A 13,974-nucleotide genomic window follows, 5' to 3' on the forward strand; every position below is an offset into this window, starting at 1 on the left:
TGCCACCGCGTGGTGCGGGCCACAGGGCGTTTAACTCAATTTAACAGCCGTGCCGCTGACCGCCACCATCATCATGCCGTTGGTCTCGCCCAGCACCTCGTAATCGAAGTCGATGCCGATGACGCCGTTGGCGCCCAGCTCCTTGGCCGCATCGATCAGGCCTTCCAGCGCCGCGTCGCGCGCGCCCGACAACGCACGCTCGTACCCCCCCGCACGCCCGCCCACCACGTCGCGCACCGACGAGAACATGTCGCGGAAGATGTTGGCCCCGATGATGGCTTCGCCATTGACCACGCCCACGTACTGCGACCGCTCAATGCCCTCGGGTGTGGTGGTGGACAGGAAAAAGTCCTTGTCGCTCTTGGAAAACCAGCCCATGTGAATCCTCTCTGATGTGCGCACCGCCCGGCGGGTGCGGCACCATTGTGCCGCGTGGGCTCCAGCGGGCCGCGCGTGTCAGGTTCAGCGCGAGAGCAGATCGATATAGGCCTGGTAGCTGTAGCTGCGGTTCTTTTTCTGCCCGGTCAGCTCCCGCACGATAACCAGGTCCTCCAGCAGCCTGACCGCCGCCGTGGCGGTGGGAAATGTGGTGTGGGGCCGCTGACGTGCCATCTCGATGCTGAAACGTGGCATCAAGGGCAGCAGTTCAAAGAGCCGGTAGCTGGCCGGCCCCGCCTTGGGCGCTTGGAGCAGCCGGCGGCGGTCCGCCGCCACCAGGCTGGCCAGGGCCACGATGTTGCGCTCGGCCTCCAGGGCGGCCACCTCCACACCTTCCAGGAAGTAGGACACCCAGCCTTCCCAGTCGCCATCTGTGCGAATGGCTGAAAGGCGTCGGTAGTACTCGGCCTGGTGCCGCTTGAGATAGCCGCTCAAATACATCAGCGGCTCTGACAACAGGCTCCAGGTCTCCATCAGTGATGGCAATCAGCAGACGCCCGATGCGGCCGTTGACGTCCAACTTCGCTTCAAAAGACCGGACTCACAATAAAATTTTCTTTAATTTGATGCCAGCGTTTTAAAGCAAACATCGGCCAGCGGCGTTGACACGGCTCCCCCGCCAAAACCACCGCCCCTCCCTACCAAAGCGCCACCAACCGCCCCTCCCTGAGCCGCCACGCATGCCGCGCCATGGCCCGGGCCTCGGTTTCGTCGTGGGTGACCAGCACGCAAGCCATGTTGGATTCGGCGATACGCCGGCTGAACTCCTCGCGCAGTTGGGCGCGCAGGTCGGCGTCGAGGGCGCTGAAGGGTTCGTCCAGCAGCAGGGCGCGGGGGCGGGTGATGAGGGCGCGGGCCAGGGCCACGCGCTGCTGCTCGCCGCCGGACAGGGTCCACACCTTCTGCCGCGCCTGGGCGGCCAGGCCGAAGCGCTGCAGCAGGGCCTCCGCTTGCTCGCGGGCCTGGGCCTTGGGCAAGCGCTGTTCGATCAGGCCGAAGGCGACGTTGTCGCGCACGTCCAGGTGGGGGAAGAGCGCGAAGTCCTGGAACATCAGCGCGAAGCCGCGCCGCTCGGGCGGCACGGCCACCAGGTCTTCGCCGGCCCACAACACGCGCCCGGCCTCGGGCACCTGCAGGCCGGCCACGATCTTGAGCAGCGTGCTCTTGCCGCTGCCCGAGGCGCCCAGCAGGGCCACGGTGTCGCCCGGTGCCACGCGCAGGCTCAGCGACAGGGCCAGCGGCCGGCCGGCGTAGTGTTGGGTGATCTGGTCGAGTTCAAGCATGGTCGGGTGGCGCCTCGGTGGGATCGCGTGGCTCCAGGCAGACGAACACCAGCAGGGCCAGGGCCATCAGGCCACAGGCCAGCACCAGCGCGGCGTCGAGGTTGGCGGCGCCGGGGCGGCCCAGGCGCTGGTAGATCAACGTGGTCAGGGTGGTCCATTCGGGCCGCGAGAGAAACAGCGTCACCGCGAACTCGCCCAGCATGGTGGCGGCTGCGAAGCCCATGCCCCGGCGCAGGGCCGGCGCCACCAGCGGCAGGGTCACGCGGACAAAACCACGCCAGGGCGTGGCACCCAGCGAACGCGCCGCCTGCAACAAGTGGGCGGGCTGGCTGTCGAGCGCGCCGTTCAGCGCCTGCGCCACGAAGGGATAGGCCAACAGGGCGTAGGCCGACACCAGCAGGGCCAGGCTGGCGGTCCACCCGGGGTAGAGCAGCAGCAGGCCAAAGGCCACGGTGACCGGCGACACCACCAGGGGCAGGTAGGCCGTGGCCCGCCACAGCAGCAGGCCGCGCGCGCCGAAGGCATGCAACAGGCCCAGCGCCGTGGCCAGCAGCAAGGCCGCCCCGGCGAAGCGCAGCGTGTTGCCGAGCGCGGCCAGGGTTTCGGGTTCGGTCCACACGGCCCAGGCCGCCGGGCCGGCCGCCAAGGCACGCGCCCACAGCGCCAGCAGCGGCGCGGCACTGGCCAGGGCCAGCACGGCGAGCGCCCCACCCACCGCCAGGCGCAGCGCAGCGCGGCGCGCCGGCTGCCGCGGCACGCGGTCGGCACGCTCGGGCGTGGCCAGGTGCCGGGCCACGCCCGCGTGGAGCAGCGCCACGGCCGACATCAGGGCCAGCGTCCACACCGCCAGCACACCCGCCGGCGCCAGCTGCAACTCGTGCGCCACCAGGGTGTAGATCTCCACCTCCACCGTGGCGTAGCGCTGGCCGCCCAGCACCAGGGCCAGGCCAAAACCGGCGAAGCAGTACAGGAACACCAGGCACAGGGCCGAGGCCACGGCCGGCGCGATGGCCGGCCATTCGATGCGCCAGAAGGCCCGCCAGGGCGTGGCGCCCAGGGTGCGGGCGGCGGCCAGGCGCTGCGCGCTCACGCGCTCCAGCGCTTCCACGGCGCCGCGCACCAGCACACACAGGTTGAAGAACAGGTTGCCGTAGAGCAGCAGCCAGGGCGTGTCCTCCAGGTTCCAGCCGGCCTGCCCCAGCCAGCCGCGTGGCCCCAGCAGGGCCAGCACGCCCATGGCCGCGACCAGGGTGGGCACCACGAAGGGCAGCATCAGCACCCGCAGCACCCAGCGCCGGCCCGCGAAGTCCACCCGCGCCAGCACCCAGGCCACGGGCAGGCCGAGCCCCAGCACCAGGGCGCAGGTCGCCAGCGCCTGCAGCACCGACCAGGCCATGCGCCAGCGCAGGTGCGGGTCTTGCCACCAGGCCCAGTCGGCGGCCGACGAGGCGCCGCCCTCGACCAGCAGGCGCAGCAGGGGTGCCACCAGCAGGCCGGCCAGGAAGGCCGCCGGCGGCAGCCACAGCCAGCGGCCGCCTGGCGCCACGGTGGGTGTCACTTGAGGACCGTGCGCGTCCAGCGCGCCACCCAGGCGCCGCCATGCGCGGCCAAGGCGTCGGCGCCGGGGTTGTCCACCGCCGTGGGCTCGCTGGCCACGCGCAGGGCCGCCACCGTGGGGGCGCCCCGTTCGGCCGGCAGCATCCACATCTCGGTCTGCAGGGCCTGCTGCACCGCCGGGCCACGCAGCCATTCGATGAAGCGGCCGGCGGCCTCGCGCTGGGCGCCGCCGCGCACCAGCGCCACGCCCTCCACCTGGCGGAACACGCCGCCCTTGAGGAAGAGGTTGGCGGTGGGCGGCTCGGTGAGCTTTTCCTTGCTGTAGAAGACCTCGGCCGCCGGGCTGCTGGCGTAGCTGACCACCAGCGGGCGGCTGCCGCCGTTGCGGCTGAACTCGGTGTAGTAGGCCTCGCTCCAGCCCTTGACGACCTTGAGCCCGTTGGCCCGCATCCGGGCCCACCAGTCGAAGGCGGCCGCCTCGCCCAGCCCGCCCACGGTGGCCAGCAAAAAAGCCAGGCCGGGGCTGGACGTGGCCGGGTTGGTCACCACCAGCCGGCCGGTCCATTCAGGCCGTGTGAGTTCGTCCAGGCTGGTGGGCAGCGCGCGCTTCTCGCGCGCCAGCCAGGCCTTGTCGGCGTTGAGGTTGACGTGGCCGTAGGTCACCGGCACCACGGCCGCGCCCACCTCGGCCACCGCCGGGCGGCGCGCGGCCGGGCCGTCGTAGGCGTCCAGCACCTGCGCGGCCTGCGCCTTGGACCACAGGGCGTTGTCGATGCCGAACACCACGTCGGCAATCGGCTGGGCGCGGGTCAGGATGAGCTTGTTGAGCATCTCGCCGGCGTCGCCGGCCTTGATGAGGGACAGCCGCAGGCCGGCCGAACGCTCGAACTCCGCCAGCAAAGGCTTGGGCAGGTTGAAGGAACTGTGGCTGAGCACACGCAGCTCGGGCGTGGTGGCCAGGGCCGGGCGGGCGCCGGCCAGCGCGGCCAGGCCGGCCATGGAAAACGTTCGGCGCAACATCGGACCATTCCCTTGAACACAGGCAGCCGGGCATTCTACGGGCACGGGTAAGCTCACCGTCCATGTGGCCCTTGCTCAAGACCTTTTCCTGGCAGGAGACCGTCCACCACCCCTGGCGCACGGCCGTGGCGGTGCTGGCGGTCATGCTGGGCGTCGCCCTGGCCCATGCGGTGCACCTGATCAACGCCTCGGCGCTGGCCGAGTTCGGCAGCGCCACGCAGGCGGTGAGCGGCCGGCCCGATGCCCAGCTGCGTGCGCGCCAGGGTGGCCTGCCCGACACCCTGCTCGACCGCCTGGCCGCCCACCCCGGGGTGCTGGCCGCCAGCCCGCTGCTGGAGCTGGGCACCTCGGCCCTCGCGCCCGGCGGTGAACGGGTGCCCGTGCGGCTGCTGGGGGTCGACGCGCTCAGCGTCGGACACATCAACCCGGCGCTGGTGGCGCGGCCCAGCGACAGCGCGGGCCGCCTCGATGTGTTCGCGCCCGACGCCGTGTTCCTCAACCCCGCCGCGCGCCAGCGCCTGGGCGACGGCGCCATCCTCCAGGTGCAGCACGGCCTCCAAATGCAGGTGCTGCGTGTCGCCGGCAGCCTGGCGGCGCCGGGCGCGCCGCTGCTGGTGATGGACGTGGCCGCCGCGCAGCAGGCCTTTGGCCGGCTGGGGCAGCTCAGCGGCATCGACCTGCGGCTGCGCGCCGGCACCGACGTGGCCGCGCTGCGGCGCGAGCTGGCCCTGGGCGACGCGGTGTTGTGGCTGACACCCGACGCCGCTGACGAGCGCCTGGACCGGCTGTCGCGCGCCTACCGCGTCAACCTCACGGTGCTGGCCCTGGTGGCCTTGTTCACCGGCGCCTTCCTGGTCTATTCGGTGCTGAGCCTGGGCGTGGCCAAGCGCCAGCCGCAGTTCGCCCTGCTGGGCGTGCTGGGCCTGGGCGCGGGTGCACGCCAGCGGCTGGTGCTGATGGAGTCGCTGCTGCTGGGCGCCGTGGGCAGCCTGCTGGGGCTGACCCTGGCGGCCGGCCTGGCGGCGCTGGCGCTGCGGGTGCTGGGCGGCGACCTGGGCGGCGGCTACTTCGGCGGCGGCGCGCCCGCCCTGCGCTGGACACCCGGCGCGGCGCTGGGCTATGGCGCGCTGGGGGTGGTAGCGGCCGCGCTGGGCGGCTGGTGGCCGGCCCGGGCGGTGCGGCGGCTGGCGCCGGCCCAGGCGCTCAAGGGCTTGTACGCCGAACCCACGCGCGGCCCCCGTGGCGTGTGGCTGGGCTTGGCACTGCTGGTGCTGGCCACCGCCATGGCCTGGCTGCCGCCGGTGGCCGGCATGCCACTGGCGGCCTATGCGGCGGTGGGCCTGCTGCTGCTGGGCGGCATCGCCGTCTTGCCGGGTCTGGCGCGCTGGCTGCTGCGTGGCCTGGCGCCCTGGGCCGCCGGCCACGCCCTGCCCCTGCTGGCGCTGGAGCGCGCGCGCCGCCTGCCCGACGTGGCGGCGGTGGCCACCGGCGGCGTGGTCGCCAGCCTGGCGCTGTCGGTGGCGCTCACGGTGATGGTGGCCAGCTTCCGCGATTCGGTCACGCAGTGGCTGAACGTGGTCCTGCCGGCGCCGCTGTATGTGCGCACGGCCCAGGGCGCCGGCGCCGGTGACACGGTCTTCTTCGAACCCGCCGCCGTGGACGCGGTGCGCCGGGTGCCCGGCGTGGCGGCGGTACAAGGCCTGCGTGTGCTGCCCCTGCAACTGGACGGCACGCGCCCGGCGGTGGTGCTGATCGGCCGTGTCCTGGCGGACCCCGCGCGCGACCTGCCCTTGCTGGCCCCGCCCCTGGCCGCGCCGCCGGGCAGCGTGCCCATCTACGTGAGCGAGGCCCTGCTGGCCCTCTACGGCGCCCGGCCAGGCCAGGCCTTCGCGCCCATGGGTCAGGCCTTTGCGTCACAGGCCCCGTTTTTTGTCACCGGTGTCTGGCGCGACTACGTGCGCCAGCACGGTTCGGTGGTGATGGACCTGCGCGATCTGGCGCGGCTGACCGGCGACGAACGCGTGAACGACCTGGCCCTGTTCCTGGCGCCCCAGGCCGACAGCGCGGCGGTGCAGCGGGCCTTGCGCGACGACCTGCGTCCCCACAGCGGCGGGCAGGACCTGATCGAGATCGCCTCGGCCGAGGCGATACGGGCCAACTCGCTGCGCATCTTCGACCGCAGCTTCGCCGTCACCTACTGGCTGCAGGCGGTGGCCATCACCATCGGCCTGTTCGGGGTGGCGGCCAGCTTCAGCGCGCAGGTGCTGGCGCGCAAGCGCGAGTTCGGCCTGCTGGCCCACCTGGGGCTGACCCGCGCCCAGGTGCTGCGCCTGGTGGCCGCCGAGGGCCTGCTGTGGACGGCCCTGGGCACCGCCACCGGGCTGGCGCTGGGCCTGGGCGTGAGCCTGATCCTGGTCCACGTGGTGAACCCGCAGAGTTTCCACTGGAGCATGGACCTGGCCCTGCCCTGGCCGCGCCTGCTGGTGCTGTGCGCGGCGGTGGTGGCCTGCGGCACGGCCACCGCCTGGCTGGCGGCGCGCGCGGCCGCCAGCGCCGACGCCGTGCGCGCGGTGCGCGAAGACTGGTAAAACCACCGCTTCATCTCGACGAGACAGACACATGAGCACCTGGGTCCACGACGCCATCGCCCGCATCGCAGCCGACTTCTGCCGCAGCGCGGACACGCACCTCATTCCGCTGCCCCTGCCCAGCTTCGCGCGCCACGGCATCGACCTCTACCTCAAGGACGAATCCACCCACCCCACGGGCAGCCTCAAGCACCGGCTGGCGCGTTCGCTGTTCCTGTACGCGCTGTGCAACGGCTGGCTGCGCGAGGGCACGACGGTGGTCGAGGCCTCCAGCGGCTCCACCGCCGTGAGCGAGGCCTACTTCGCCCGGCTGCTGGGCCTGCCCTTCATCGCCGTGATGCCGCGCGGCACCTCGGCCGAGAAGGTGGCGCAGATCGCCTTCTACGGCGGGCGCTCGCACTTCGTCGACCACGCGGGCGAGGTCTACGCGGCGGCACAGCAGCTGGCGCGGGAGACCGGCGGCCACTACATGGACCAGTTCACCTACGCCGAACGCGCCACCGACTGGCGTGGCAACAACAACATCGCGCAGAGCATGTTCGAGCAGATGGCGCACGAGCGCCACCCCGTGCCGAGCTGGATCGTGGTGGGCGCCGGCACCGGCGGCACCAGCGCCACCATCGGCCGCTATGTGCGCTACCAGCGCCACGCCACCCAGGTCTGCGTGGCCGACCCCGAAGGCTCGGTGTTTGCCGCCTACCACGCCAGCCGCGACGCCACGCTGACCGCGCCGGGCTCGCGCATCGAGGGCATAGGCCGCCCGCGCGTGGAGCCCAGCTTCATCCCCTCGCTGGTGGACCACATGGAGGCGGTGAGCAACCTCGAATCGCTGGCCGGCATGCACGCCCTGACCGGCCTGCTGGGGCACAAGGTGGGGCCGTCCACCGGCACCAACTTCGTCGCCATGCTGCGCCTGGCCAACGAGATGCGCGCGCGGCAGACGCCGGGTTCGGTGCTCTCGCTGCTGTGCGACAGCGGCGAGCGCTACGAGAACACCTACCACGACGCGACCTGGGCCAAGGCCCAGTTCGGCGATGTGACGCCGGCCCGCCACCACCTGGCCGTGCTGATGGGCTGATCGACCATGACCCTGCCGCGCCGCCACCTGTTGCGGGCCGCCGCGCTGGCGCCCGGCCTGGGCCTGCTGCCGGGAGCTTGGGCGCTGCCGCCGCGCGTGCTGCAGTTCCCGCGCGACCACGGCGCCCACCCCGAGCTGCGCACCGAATGGTGGTACCTGACCGGCCACGCGCAGACCGCGAACGGGCGCGGTTTCGGCTTCCAGGTGACATTTTTCCGCAGCCGCGTGGACAGCACCCAGGTCCTGCAAAGCCGACTGGCGGCGCGACAGTTGCTGGTCGCCCACGCCGCCATCACCGACCTGCAGGGCGGCAAGCTGTGGCACGACGAACGCACGGCGCGCTGGAACGGCCAGCCCGGCGGGTCCAACGATGCGTCGCTGGCCGACACGGCGCTGCGCCTGCAGGATTGGTCCATGGCACGTGACGACCTGGGCTACCACATGGCTGTCCGAGGCGACAGCGTGCACCTGGCGCTGAACGCGCGGCCCACGCAGCCGCTGCTGCCGCAGGGCGCGGCCGGCCTGTCGCGCAAGGGGCCGGAGCCGGCGCAGGCCAGCTACTACTACAGCCAGCCGCAACTGCAGGTCTCGGGCACGCTGGGTCTGCCAGGTCAGCGCTTCGAGGTGTTGGGCCGCGCCTGGCTGGACCACGAATGGAGCGAGGCCCTGCTACACCCCGAGGCCGTGGGCTGGGACTGGCTGGGCATGAACCTGGCCGACGGCAGCGCGCTCACGGCCTTCCGGCTGCGGCGCGCCGACGGCAGCGCCTTGTGGGCTGGCGGCTCCTTGCGTGGGCCAGCGGACGCCTCAGCGCGCGTGTTTGCCCCCGACGACGTGCGCTTCGAACCGCAGCGCCACTGGACCAGCCCCCAGACCGGCGCGCGTTACCCGGTCGAGTGGCGGCTGCAGTCGCCCGCCGGCCGACACACCGTGCGCGCCCTGCTGGACGCGCAGGAACTGGACGCCCGCGGCAGCACCGGCAATGTGTACTGGGAGGGCGTGTCGGACCTGCTCGACGCGGGTGGCGCAGCGGTGGGGCGCGGTTACCTGGAGATGACCGGCTACACCCAGCGCCTGCGGCTCTGAAGCTCCCCCGGCGGGCGGCGACAATAGGCCCATGCCCCTTTTACTGACGACTGTGTGGCGCCACGGCCTGCTGGCCGCCGGCTGCCTGATGGCCCTGGTGGTCAACGCGCAGACGCCGGCGCGCGCGCCCTTCGAAGACAGCCTGGCCCAGCGCCTGCAGGCCTGCACCGCCTGCCACGGCGCGCAGGGCCGCGCCGCGCCCGACGGCTACTACCCGCGCATCGCGGGCAAGCCGGCCGGCTACCTCTACAACCAGCTGCTCAACTTCCGCGACGGCCGCCGCCACTACCGCCTGATGGCGCAGATGGTGGACCCGCTGACCGACAGCTACCTGTGGGAGATCGCGCGGCACTTCGCCGCGCTGGACCTGCCCTACGCCGCCCCGGCGCCGGTGACCGTGTCGCCGGCCGATCTGGCGCGCGGCCAGCGCCTGGCCCAGCAGGGCGATGCGGGACAGCGCATCCCCGCCTGCGCCAGCTGCCACGGTGCGGCGCTCACCGGCATGTTGCCCCACACGCCCGGCCTGCTGGGCCTGCCACGCGACTACCTCAACAGCCAGCTGGGCGCCTGGCGCACCGGCCAGCGCCGCGCCCACGCGCCCGACTGCATGGCCCAGGTGGCGCAACAGCTGAGCCAGTCCGACGTGTCGGCGGTCAGCGGCTGGCTCGCCACCCAGGCGGTGCCCGCCGATGCCCACCCCGCCCCGCGCCCCGCGGCCCCGCTGCCCGTGGCCTGTGGCGGCGCCACGCCGCCGGGGGGTCGACCATGACGCGCTGGACCAAGTCCCTGCTGGGCCTGCTCGCCCTGTTGCTGTTGGCCGCTGCCCTGGTAGCCTGGCTCAACGTGCGTGGCGAGGCGCCCCTGAGCGACGCCCCCCCCGGCGCACCGGCCGACGCCGCCACCCTCGAACGCGGCCGGCAACTCGCCACCGCGGGCAACTGCCAGGCCTGCCACAGCGCGAGGGGAGGCGAGCCCTATGCGGGCGGGCGTGGCATCGCCACCCCGTTTGGCACGGTCTACGCGGGCAACCTCACGCCCGACCCGACCCATGGCCTGGGCCAGTGGAACAGCGACGCCTTCTGGCGCGCCCTGCACCACGGCCGCTCGCGCGACGGCCGCCTGCTCTACCCGGCCTTTCCGTACAACAACACGACCCTGGTGACCCGCGACGACAGCGACGCGATCTACCACTACCTGCGCAGCCTGCCGCCCGTGGCCCAGGCCAACCGGCCCCACGAGCTGCGCTGGCCTTTCAGCACCCAGGCCGCGCTGGCGGTGTGGCGGGCGCTGTATTTCCGACCCGCCAGCTTTGAGCCGGCGCCGCAGCAGAACGCCGAGTGGAACCGCGGTGCCTACCTGGTGCAGGGACTGGCCCACTGCAGCGCCTGCCACGCGCCGCGCAACGCGCTGGGCGCCAGCAGCAACATGCTGGACCTGGCCGGTGGCCTGATCCCGCTGCAGAACTGGTACGCGCCCTCGCTCAACGCCCCGCAGGAAGCCGGTGTGCAGAACTGGCCGCTGGACCACATCGTGGCCCTGTTCCGCGACGGTCGCGCGCCCGGCGGGCAGGTCACCGGACCCATGGCCGAGGTGGTGTTGCACAGCACCCAGCACTGGCGCGAAGACGAGCTGCGCGCCATGGCGAGCTACCTCAAGGCCCTGCCCCGCGTGGACCTGGCGCAGCCGGCGCCGGCCGCCAAGCCGGCCTCACGCACCCTGGAGCTGGGCGCCCAGCTCTACGGCAACCTGTGCGCCAGCTGCCATGGCGAGCGCGGTGAAGGCATCGCAAACGCCTACCCGGCCCTGGCCGGCAACCGCGCCGTGCTCATGGGCTCGCCCGCCAACCTGGTGCAGACCGTGCTCAACGGCGGCTTTTCGCCTGCCACCGCCGGCCACCCGCGGCCCTACGGCATGCCGCCCTACCTGCTGAGCCTGAGCGATGCCGACATCGCCGCCGTGCTGACCCACGTGCGCGGCAGCTGGGGCAACCAGGCCGGCGCGGTGGGCGAACTGGACGTGCTCCAGCTGCGCGGCGGCCGCTGAGGCCCACCGACACCGGCACAATCTCGCCATGCGACTCAACCTCATCTATGCCCGCGCCGCCAACGGCGTGATCGGCAAGGACAACACCCTGCCCTGGCACCTGCCCGAAGACATGGCCCATTTCAAGCGCCACACCAGTGGCTGCCCGGTGCTCATGGGCCGCAAGACCTGGGACTCGCTGCCGCCGCGCTTCCGCCCCCTGCCCGGCCGGCGCAACCTGGTGCTGACCCGCCAGCCCGATTGGCAGGCCAGCGGCGCCGAGCGCTGCGACAGCCTGGCCGACGCCCTGGCCCGCTGCGCCGACGCGCCCGAAGTGTGGGTGATCGGCGGCGCCCAGCTCTACGCCCAGGCCCTGGCACACGCCCAGCGAGTGCTGGTCACCGAGATCGGCCAGGCCTTCGAGGGCGATGCCTACGCGCCCGTGCTCGACACCTCCTGGCACGAGACACAACGCGACGAACAGGTCGGCGCCAGCGGGCTGCCCTACGCCTTTGTCACTCTGGAGCGCCGGCCTGGCGCCAGGCCACCGGGCCAGTGAGGACGTGAGGTGACGCCCGGGGGCGCCCTCAATGGACCATGCCATGGCACATGCCATCACAGGACCAGGCTTTCCGACAAGTGCCTGAACACCGTGGCGACCCGGCGCAAATGCCGCGACTCGGGATGGGTGAGCAGCCAGAGTTCGCTCTGGCATTCGTCGAGGACTTCGGTCAGCTGGATCAGGTCGCTGCGCGCCTGCGCCAGGAAGACCGGCAGCAGGCCCACCCCCAGGCCCGCGGCCACCAGTTCCATCACCGTCAGGATGCTGCCGACGCGGTAGCGCGGAGCAAGCTTGGGAAAGTGCCGTTTGCGCCAGGCCACGGACGGGTGTTCGGGCAGGCCGTCGTCGGGGCCGATCCACGGGGCCTGGCCGGCCTCCACCTCGCTGTAGCGGCGCACCGGGCCGGCCTTCGCGGCGAACAGCGCCACCCGCAATGCCCCCACGTGTTTGCCCACGAGGTGCTGGGGCGGACGCTGAGTGGCCCGCAGCGCGATGTCGGCGTCACGCCGGGTCAGGCTGGTCAGTTCGTTGCCCGCGTGCAGTTCGTAGCCCAGCAGGGGATGTTGCGCCGCGAGTGAACGGAGCGCGGGCGCGATCAGGCCGTGCAGCAAGGTGTCCGTGGTGGTGATCCGGACCGTGCCCGACACCCGTTCCGGCGTGGTCTGCGCCGCCGACCGAGCCCGCTCCAACTGGGCCTCCAGCTGCTCGCCATGCTCGGCCAGGGACTGCGCCAGTTCCGAAGGCGAATAACCGGCGCGGGAACGCTCGAACAAGCGCTGCCCCAGGCCGCGCTCGATGCGGCGTATGGACCGGAATACCGTCGACGCGTCCACGCCCAGCCGTTCCCCCGCTCCGGCCAGGTGGCCCGACCGCACCAGCGCCAGGATGACGTCAAGATCGGAAGCGCTGATTTTGTATTGCGTTTTTACAATCATTGAATGCACTCATGCCTATTTTTATTGCACCAACACAATCATAGATTCAAGACCTCCCAACCACACATGAGAGGTGAATCCCATGAAGCTCTACCACGCACCTGGTGCCTGCTCGCTGGCTGTCCACATCGCCCTGCGCGAGGTCGGCGCCGTGTTCGAAGGCGTGCGCATCGATCTGGCCAGCCACACCACCGCCGATGGCGCCGACTTCCACAGCATCTCGCCACGCGGCTACGTGCCACTGCTTGAACTGGACGACGGTTCGCGCCACACCGAGGCCGCCGCGCTGCTGCAGTACGTGGCCGACCTGGACCCGGCGCAGCGCCTGATCGGTGCCCCCGGCTCGAAACGGCGTCTGGAGGTGGTGGAGTGGCTCAGCTTCGTCGGCACCGAACTGCACAAGACCTTCAGCCCCTGGCTGTGGCACAAGGAAACGGCCGACTCGACGCGGCAGGCCGTCAAGGACAAGCTCGCCACGCGCTTCACGGAGCTGGACGAACGGCTTGCGGAACAAGACTTCCTGGCCGACGGCTACAGCGTGGCCGACGCTTACGCCTTCACCATCGTCAACTGGGCCAACGTCCTGGCCCTGCCGCTCACCCCCTACCCGCACCTGCGGGCCTACCTGGCGCGCGTCTCGCAGCGACCCCACGTTCAGGACGCCCTGCGTGTGGAAGGGCTGCTCAAGTGAGCCCGCCGCTGGTGCTGGTTTCGCACACGCTGTGCCCCTACGTGCAGCGGGTGGCCATCGTGCTGGCCGAGAAGGGCCTGGCCTTCGAGCGCCGCGACATCGACCTGGCGCACAAGCCCGACTGGTTCACACGGATCTCGCCGCTGGGCAAGACCCCGGTGCTGCTGGTCAACGGCGAGCCGGTCTTCGAATCGGCCGCCATCTGCGAGTTTCTCGATGAGACCGTGGGCCCGCGCCTGCACCCCAACGTGGCCCTGGAACGGGCCAGGCACCGCGCCTGGATGGCGTTCGGCTCATCGCTGCTGAGCAGCATCGGCGCGTTCTACAACGCCAAGGACACCGAGGGCCTGACTGCCCAGGCGGCCCAGATCCGGCTGCACCTGCAACAGCTCGAAGCGGCGCTGGGCGCCGGCCCCTACTTCGGTGGCGACCGCTTCAGCCTGGTGGACGTGGTGTTCGGTCCGGTGTTCCGGTACTTCGACGTGTTTGACACCCTCCAGGACTTCGGCTTCTTCGAAGGCCTGATCCGGGTGCCAGCCTGGCGGGGGCGGGGGGGCGCGCGCCCCGCCCGGGGGGGGGGCCCGGCGGCGCCGGGGACCCCGGTTGGTGGGGGGTTTTTTAGCGGCCCGGGGGGGGTGCCCCCGCCCCGCGGCGCGCCCCCCGACCTGTTCGTGAGCCTCCACGCCGACGCCTTCTTCACCCCCCGCCCGCAGG

General features: G+C 72.0%; 14 protein-coding genes. 8 read left to right on the forward strand and 6 right to left on the reverse strand.

Annotated features, from left to right (window positions below; translation table 11 throughout):
- Positions 1 to 30: 30 nt before the first annotated feature.
- The 5 genes from AAHB17_RS15530 to AAHB17_RS15550 all read right to left on the reverse strand — a co-directional run bounded on the left by AAHB17_RS15530 (position 31) and on the right by AAHB17_RS15550 (position 4,298).
- Positions 31 to 378: a heavy metal-binding domain-containing protein gene (locus AAHB17_RS15530; RefSeq protein ID WP_342131538.1), complete on the reverse strand. Its 348-nt coding sequence runs from the start codon at positions 376 to 378 to the stop codon at positions 31 to 33.
- A gap of 84 nt (positions 379 to 462) precedes the next feature.
- A complete protein-coding gene (locus AAHB17_RS15535) occupies positions 463 to 912 on the reverse strand; it encodes a Fic family protein (RefSeq protein ID WP_342131539.1) in 450 nt (149 codons plus the stop codon).
- Positions 913 to 1,076: 164 nt separating this feature from the next.
- Complete coding sequence (locus AAHB17_RS15540; protein ID WP_342131540.1) at positions 1,077 to 1,721, reverse strand: ABC transporter ATP-binding protein; 645 nt, start codon at positions 1,719 to 1,721, stop codon at positions 1,077 to 1,079.
- Entirely contained in the window at positions 1,714 to 3,267 is a 1,554-nt protein-coding gene (locus AAHB17_RS15545) for an ABC transporter permease (RefSeq protein WP_342131541.1), read from the reverse strand. The genes AAHB17_RS15540 and AAHB17_RS15545 overlap by 8 nt, the downstream gene beginning before the upstream one ends.
- Before the next feature lie 8 nt (positions 3,268 to 3,275).
- Positions 3,276 to 4,298, reverse strand: a complete 1,023-nt coding sequence (locus AAHB17_RS15550) for a thiamine ABC transporter substrate-binding protein (protein ID WP_342131542.1) — start codon at positions 4,296 to 4,298, stop codon at positions 3,276 to 3,278.
- Between the two features lie 62 nt (positions 4,299 to 4,360).
- On the opposite strand from AAHB17_RS15550, the gene AAHB17_RS15555 reads away from it, so the two are divergent.
- From AAHB17_RS15555 to AAHB17_RS15580, 6 genes are read left to right on the forward strand one after another with little or no spacing between them, the layout of a single operon-like run.
- Positions 4,361 to 6,886, forward strand: coding sequence for an FtsX-like permease family protein (locus AAHB17_RS15555; protein ID WP_342131543.1), 2,526 nt, complete (start codon positions 4,361 to 4,363; stop codon positions 6,884 to 6,886).
- 31 nt (positions 6,887 to 6,917) lie between these two features.
- The gene (locus tag AAHB17_RS15560) at positions 6,918 to 7,964 is read left to right on the forward strand and encodes a PLP-dependent cysteine synthase family protein (RefSeq protein WP_342131544.1); all 1,047 of its coding nucleotides are present in this window, start codon (positions 6,918 to 6,920) and stop codon (positions 7,962 to 7,964) included.
- Positions 7,965 to 7,970: 6 nt separating this feature from the next.
- Positions 7,971 to 9,050, forward strand: a complete 1,080-nt coding sequence (locus tag AAHB17_RS15565; protein ID WP_342131545.1) for a lipocalin-like domain-containing protein — start codon at positions 7,971 to 7,973, stop codon at positions 9,048 to 9,050.
- A 31-nt stretch (positions 9,051 to 9,081) separates the two neighbouring features.
- A complete protein-coding gene (locus tag AAHB17_RS15570) occupies positions 9,082 to 9,819 on the forward strand; it encodes a c-type cytochrome (RefSeq protein WP_446719608.1) in 738 nt (245 codons plus the stop codon).
- A complete protein-coding gene (locus AAHB17_RS15575) occupies positions 9,816 to 11,093 on the forward strand; it encodes a cytochrome c (protein WP_342131546.1) in 1,278 nt (425 codons plus the stop codon). The genes AAHB17_RS15570 and AAHB17_RS15575 overlap by 4 nt, the downstream gene beginning before the upstream one ends.
- A 28-nt stretch (positions 11,094 to 11,121) precedes the next feature.
- Complete coding sequence (locus tag AAHB17_RS15580; protein WP_342131547.1) at positions 11,122 to 11,631, forward strand: dihydrofolate reductase; 510 nt, start codon at positions 11,122 to 11,124, stop codon at positions 11,629 to 11,631.
- Between the two features lie 56 nt (positions 11,632 to 11,687).
- Here the strand turns inward: AAHB17_RS15580 and AAHB17_RS15585 are convergent, their stop codons facing one another.
- The gene (locus AAHB17_RS15585) at positions 11,688 to 12,569 is read right to left on the reverse strand and encodes a LysR family transcriptional regulator (protein WP_342131548.1); all 882 of its coding nucleotides are present in this window, start codon (positions 12,567 to 12,569) and stop codon (positions 11,688 to 11,690) included.
- Positions 12,570 to 12,651: 82 nt separating this feature from the next.
- On the opposite strand from AAHB17_RS15585, the gene gstA reads away from it, so the two are divergent.
- Together gstA and AAHB17_RS15595 are read left to right on the forward strand one after the other, a co-directional pair.
- Positions 12,652 to 13,260, forward strand: a complete 609-nt coding sequence (gene gstA / locus AAHB17_RS15590) for a glutathione transferase GstA (protein WP_342131549.1) — start codon at positions 12,652 to 12,654, stop codon at positions 13,258 to 13,260.
- The coding region (locus AAHB17_RS15595; protein ID WP_342131550.1) for a glutathione S-transferase family protein at positions 13,257 to 13,974 on the forward strand (718 nt) is incomplete at its 3' end. The genes gstA and AAHB17_RS15595, both read left to right, overlap by 4 nt.

The sequence above is a fragment of the Hydrogenophaga sp. OTU3427 genome (assembly GCF_038440225.1).
Classification (GTDB): domain Bacteria; phylum Pseudomonadota; class Gammaproteobacteria; order Burkholderiales; family Burkholderiaceae_C; genus Hydrogenophaga.

Coding starts and splice junctions, on each gene's coding strand:
- AAHB17_RS15540 (WP_342131540.1), bottom strand. CDS start 1,721: ATGCTTGAACTCGACCAGATCACCCAACACTACGCCGGCCGGCCGCTG.
- AAHB17_RS15560 (WP_342131544.1), top strand. CDS start 6,918: ATGAGCACCTGGGTCCACGACGCCATCGCCCGCATCGCAGCCGACTTC.
- AAHB17_RS15555 (WP_342131543.1), top strand. CDS start 4,361: ATGTGGCCCTTGCTCAAGACCTTTTCCTGGCAGGAGACCGTCCACCAC.
- AAHB17_RS15580 (WP_342131547.1), top strand. CDS start 11,122: ATGCGACTCAACCTCATCTATGCCCGCGCCGCCAACGGCGTGATCGGC.
- AAHB17_RS15550 (WP_342131542.1), bottom strand. CDS start 4,298: ATGTTGCGCCGAACGTTTTCCATGGCCGGCCTGGCCGCGCTGGCCGGC.
- AAHB17_RS15535 (WP_342131539.1), bottom strand. CDS start 912: ATGGAGACCTGGAGCCTGTTGTCAGAGCCGCTGATGTATTTGAGCGGC.
- gstA (WP_342131549.1), top strand. CDS start 12,652: ATGAAGCTCTACCACGCACCTGGTGCCTGCTCGCTGGCTGTCCACATC.
- AAHB17_RS15565 (WP_342131545.1), top strand. CDS start 7,971: ATGACCCTGCCGCGCCGCCACCTGTTGCGGGCCGCCGCGCTGGCGCCC.
- AAHB17_RS15575 (WP_342131546.1), top strand. CDS start 9,816: ATGACGCGCTGGACCAAGTCCCTGCTGGGCCTGCTCGCCCTGTTGCTG.
- AAHB17_RS15585 (WP_342131548.1), bottom strand. CDS start 12,569: ATGATTGTAAAAACGCAATACAAAATCAGCGCTTCCGATCTTGACGTC.
- AAHB17_RS15530 (WP_342131538.1), bottom strand. CDS start 378: ATGGGCTGGTTTTCCAAGAGCGACAAGGACTTTTTCCTGTCCACCACC.
- AAHB17_RS15570 (WP_446719608.1), top strand. CDS start 9,082: ATGCCCCTTTTACTGACGACTGTGTGGCGCCACGGCCTGCTGGCCGCC.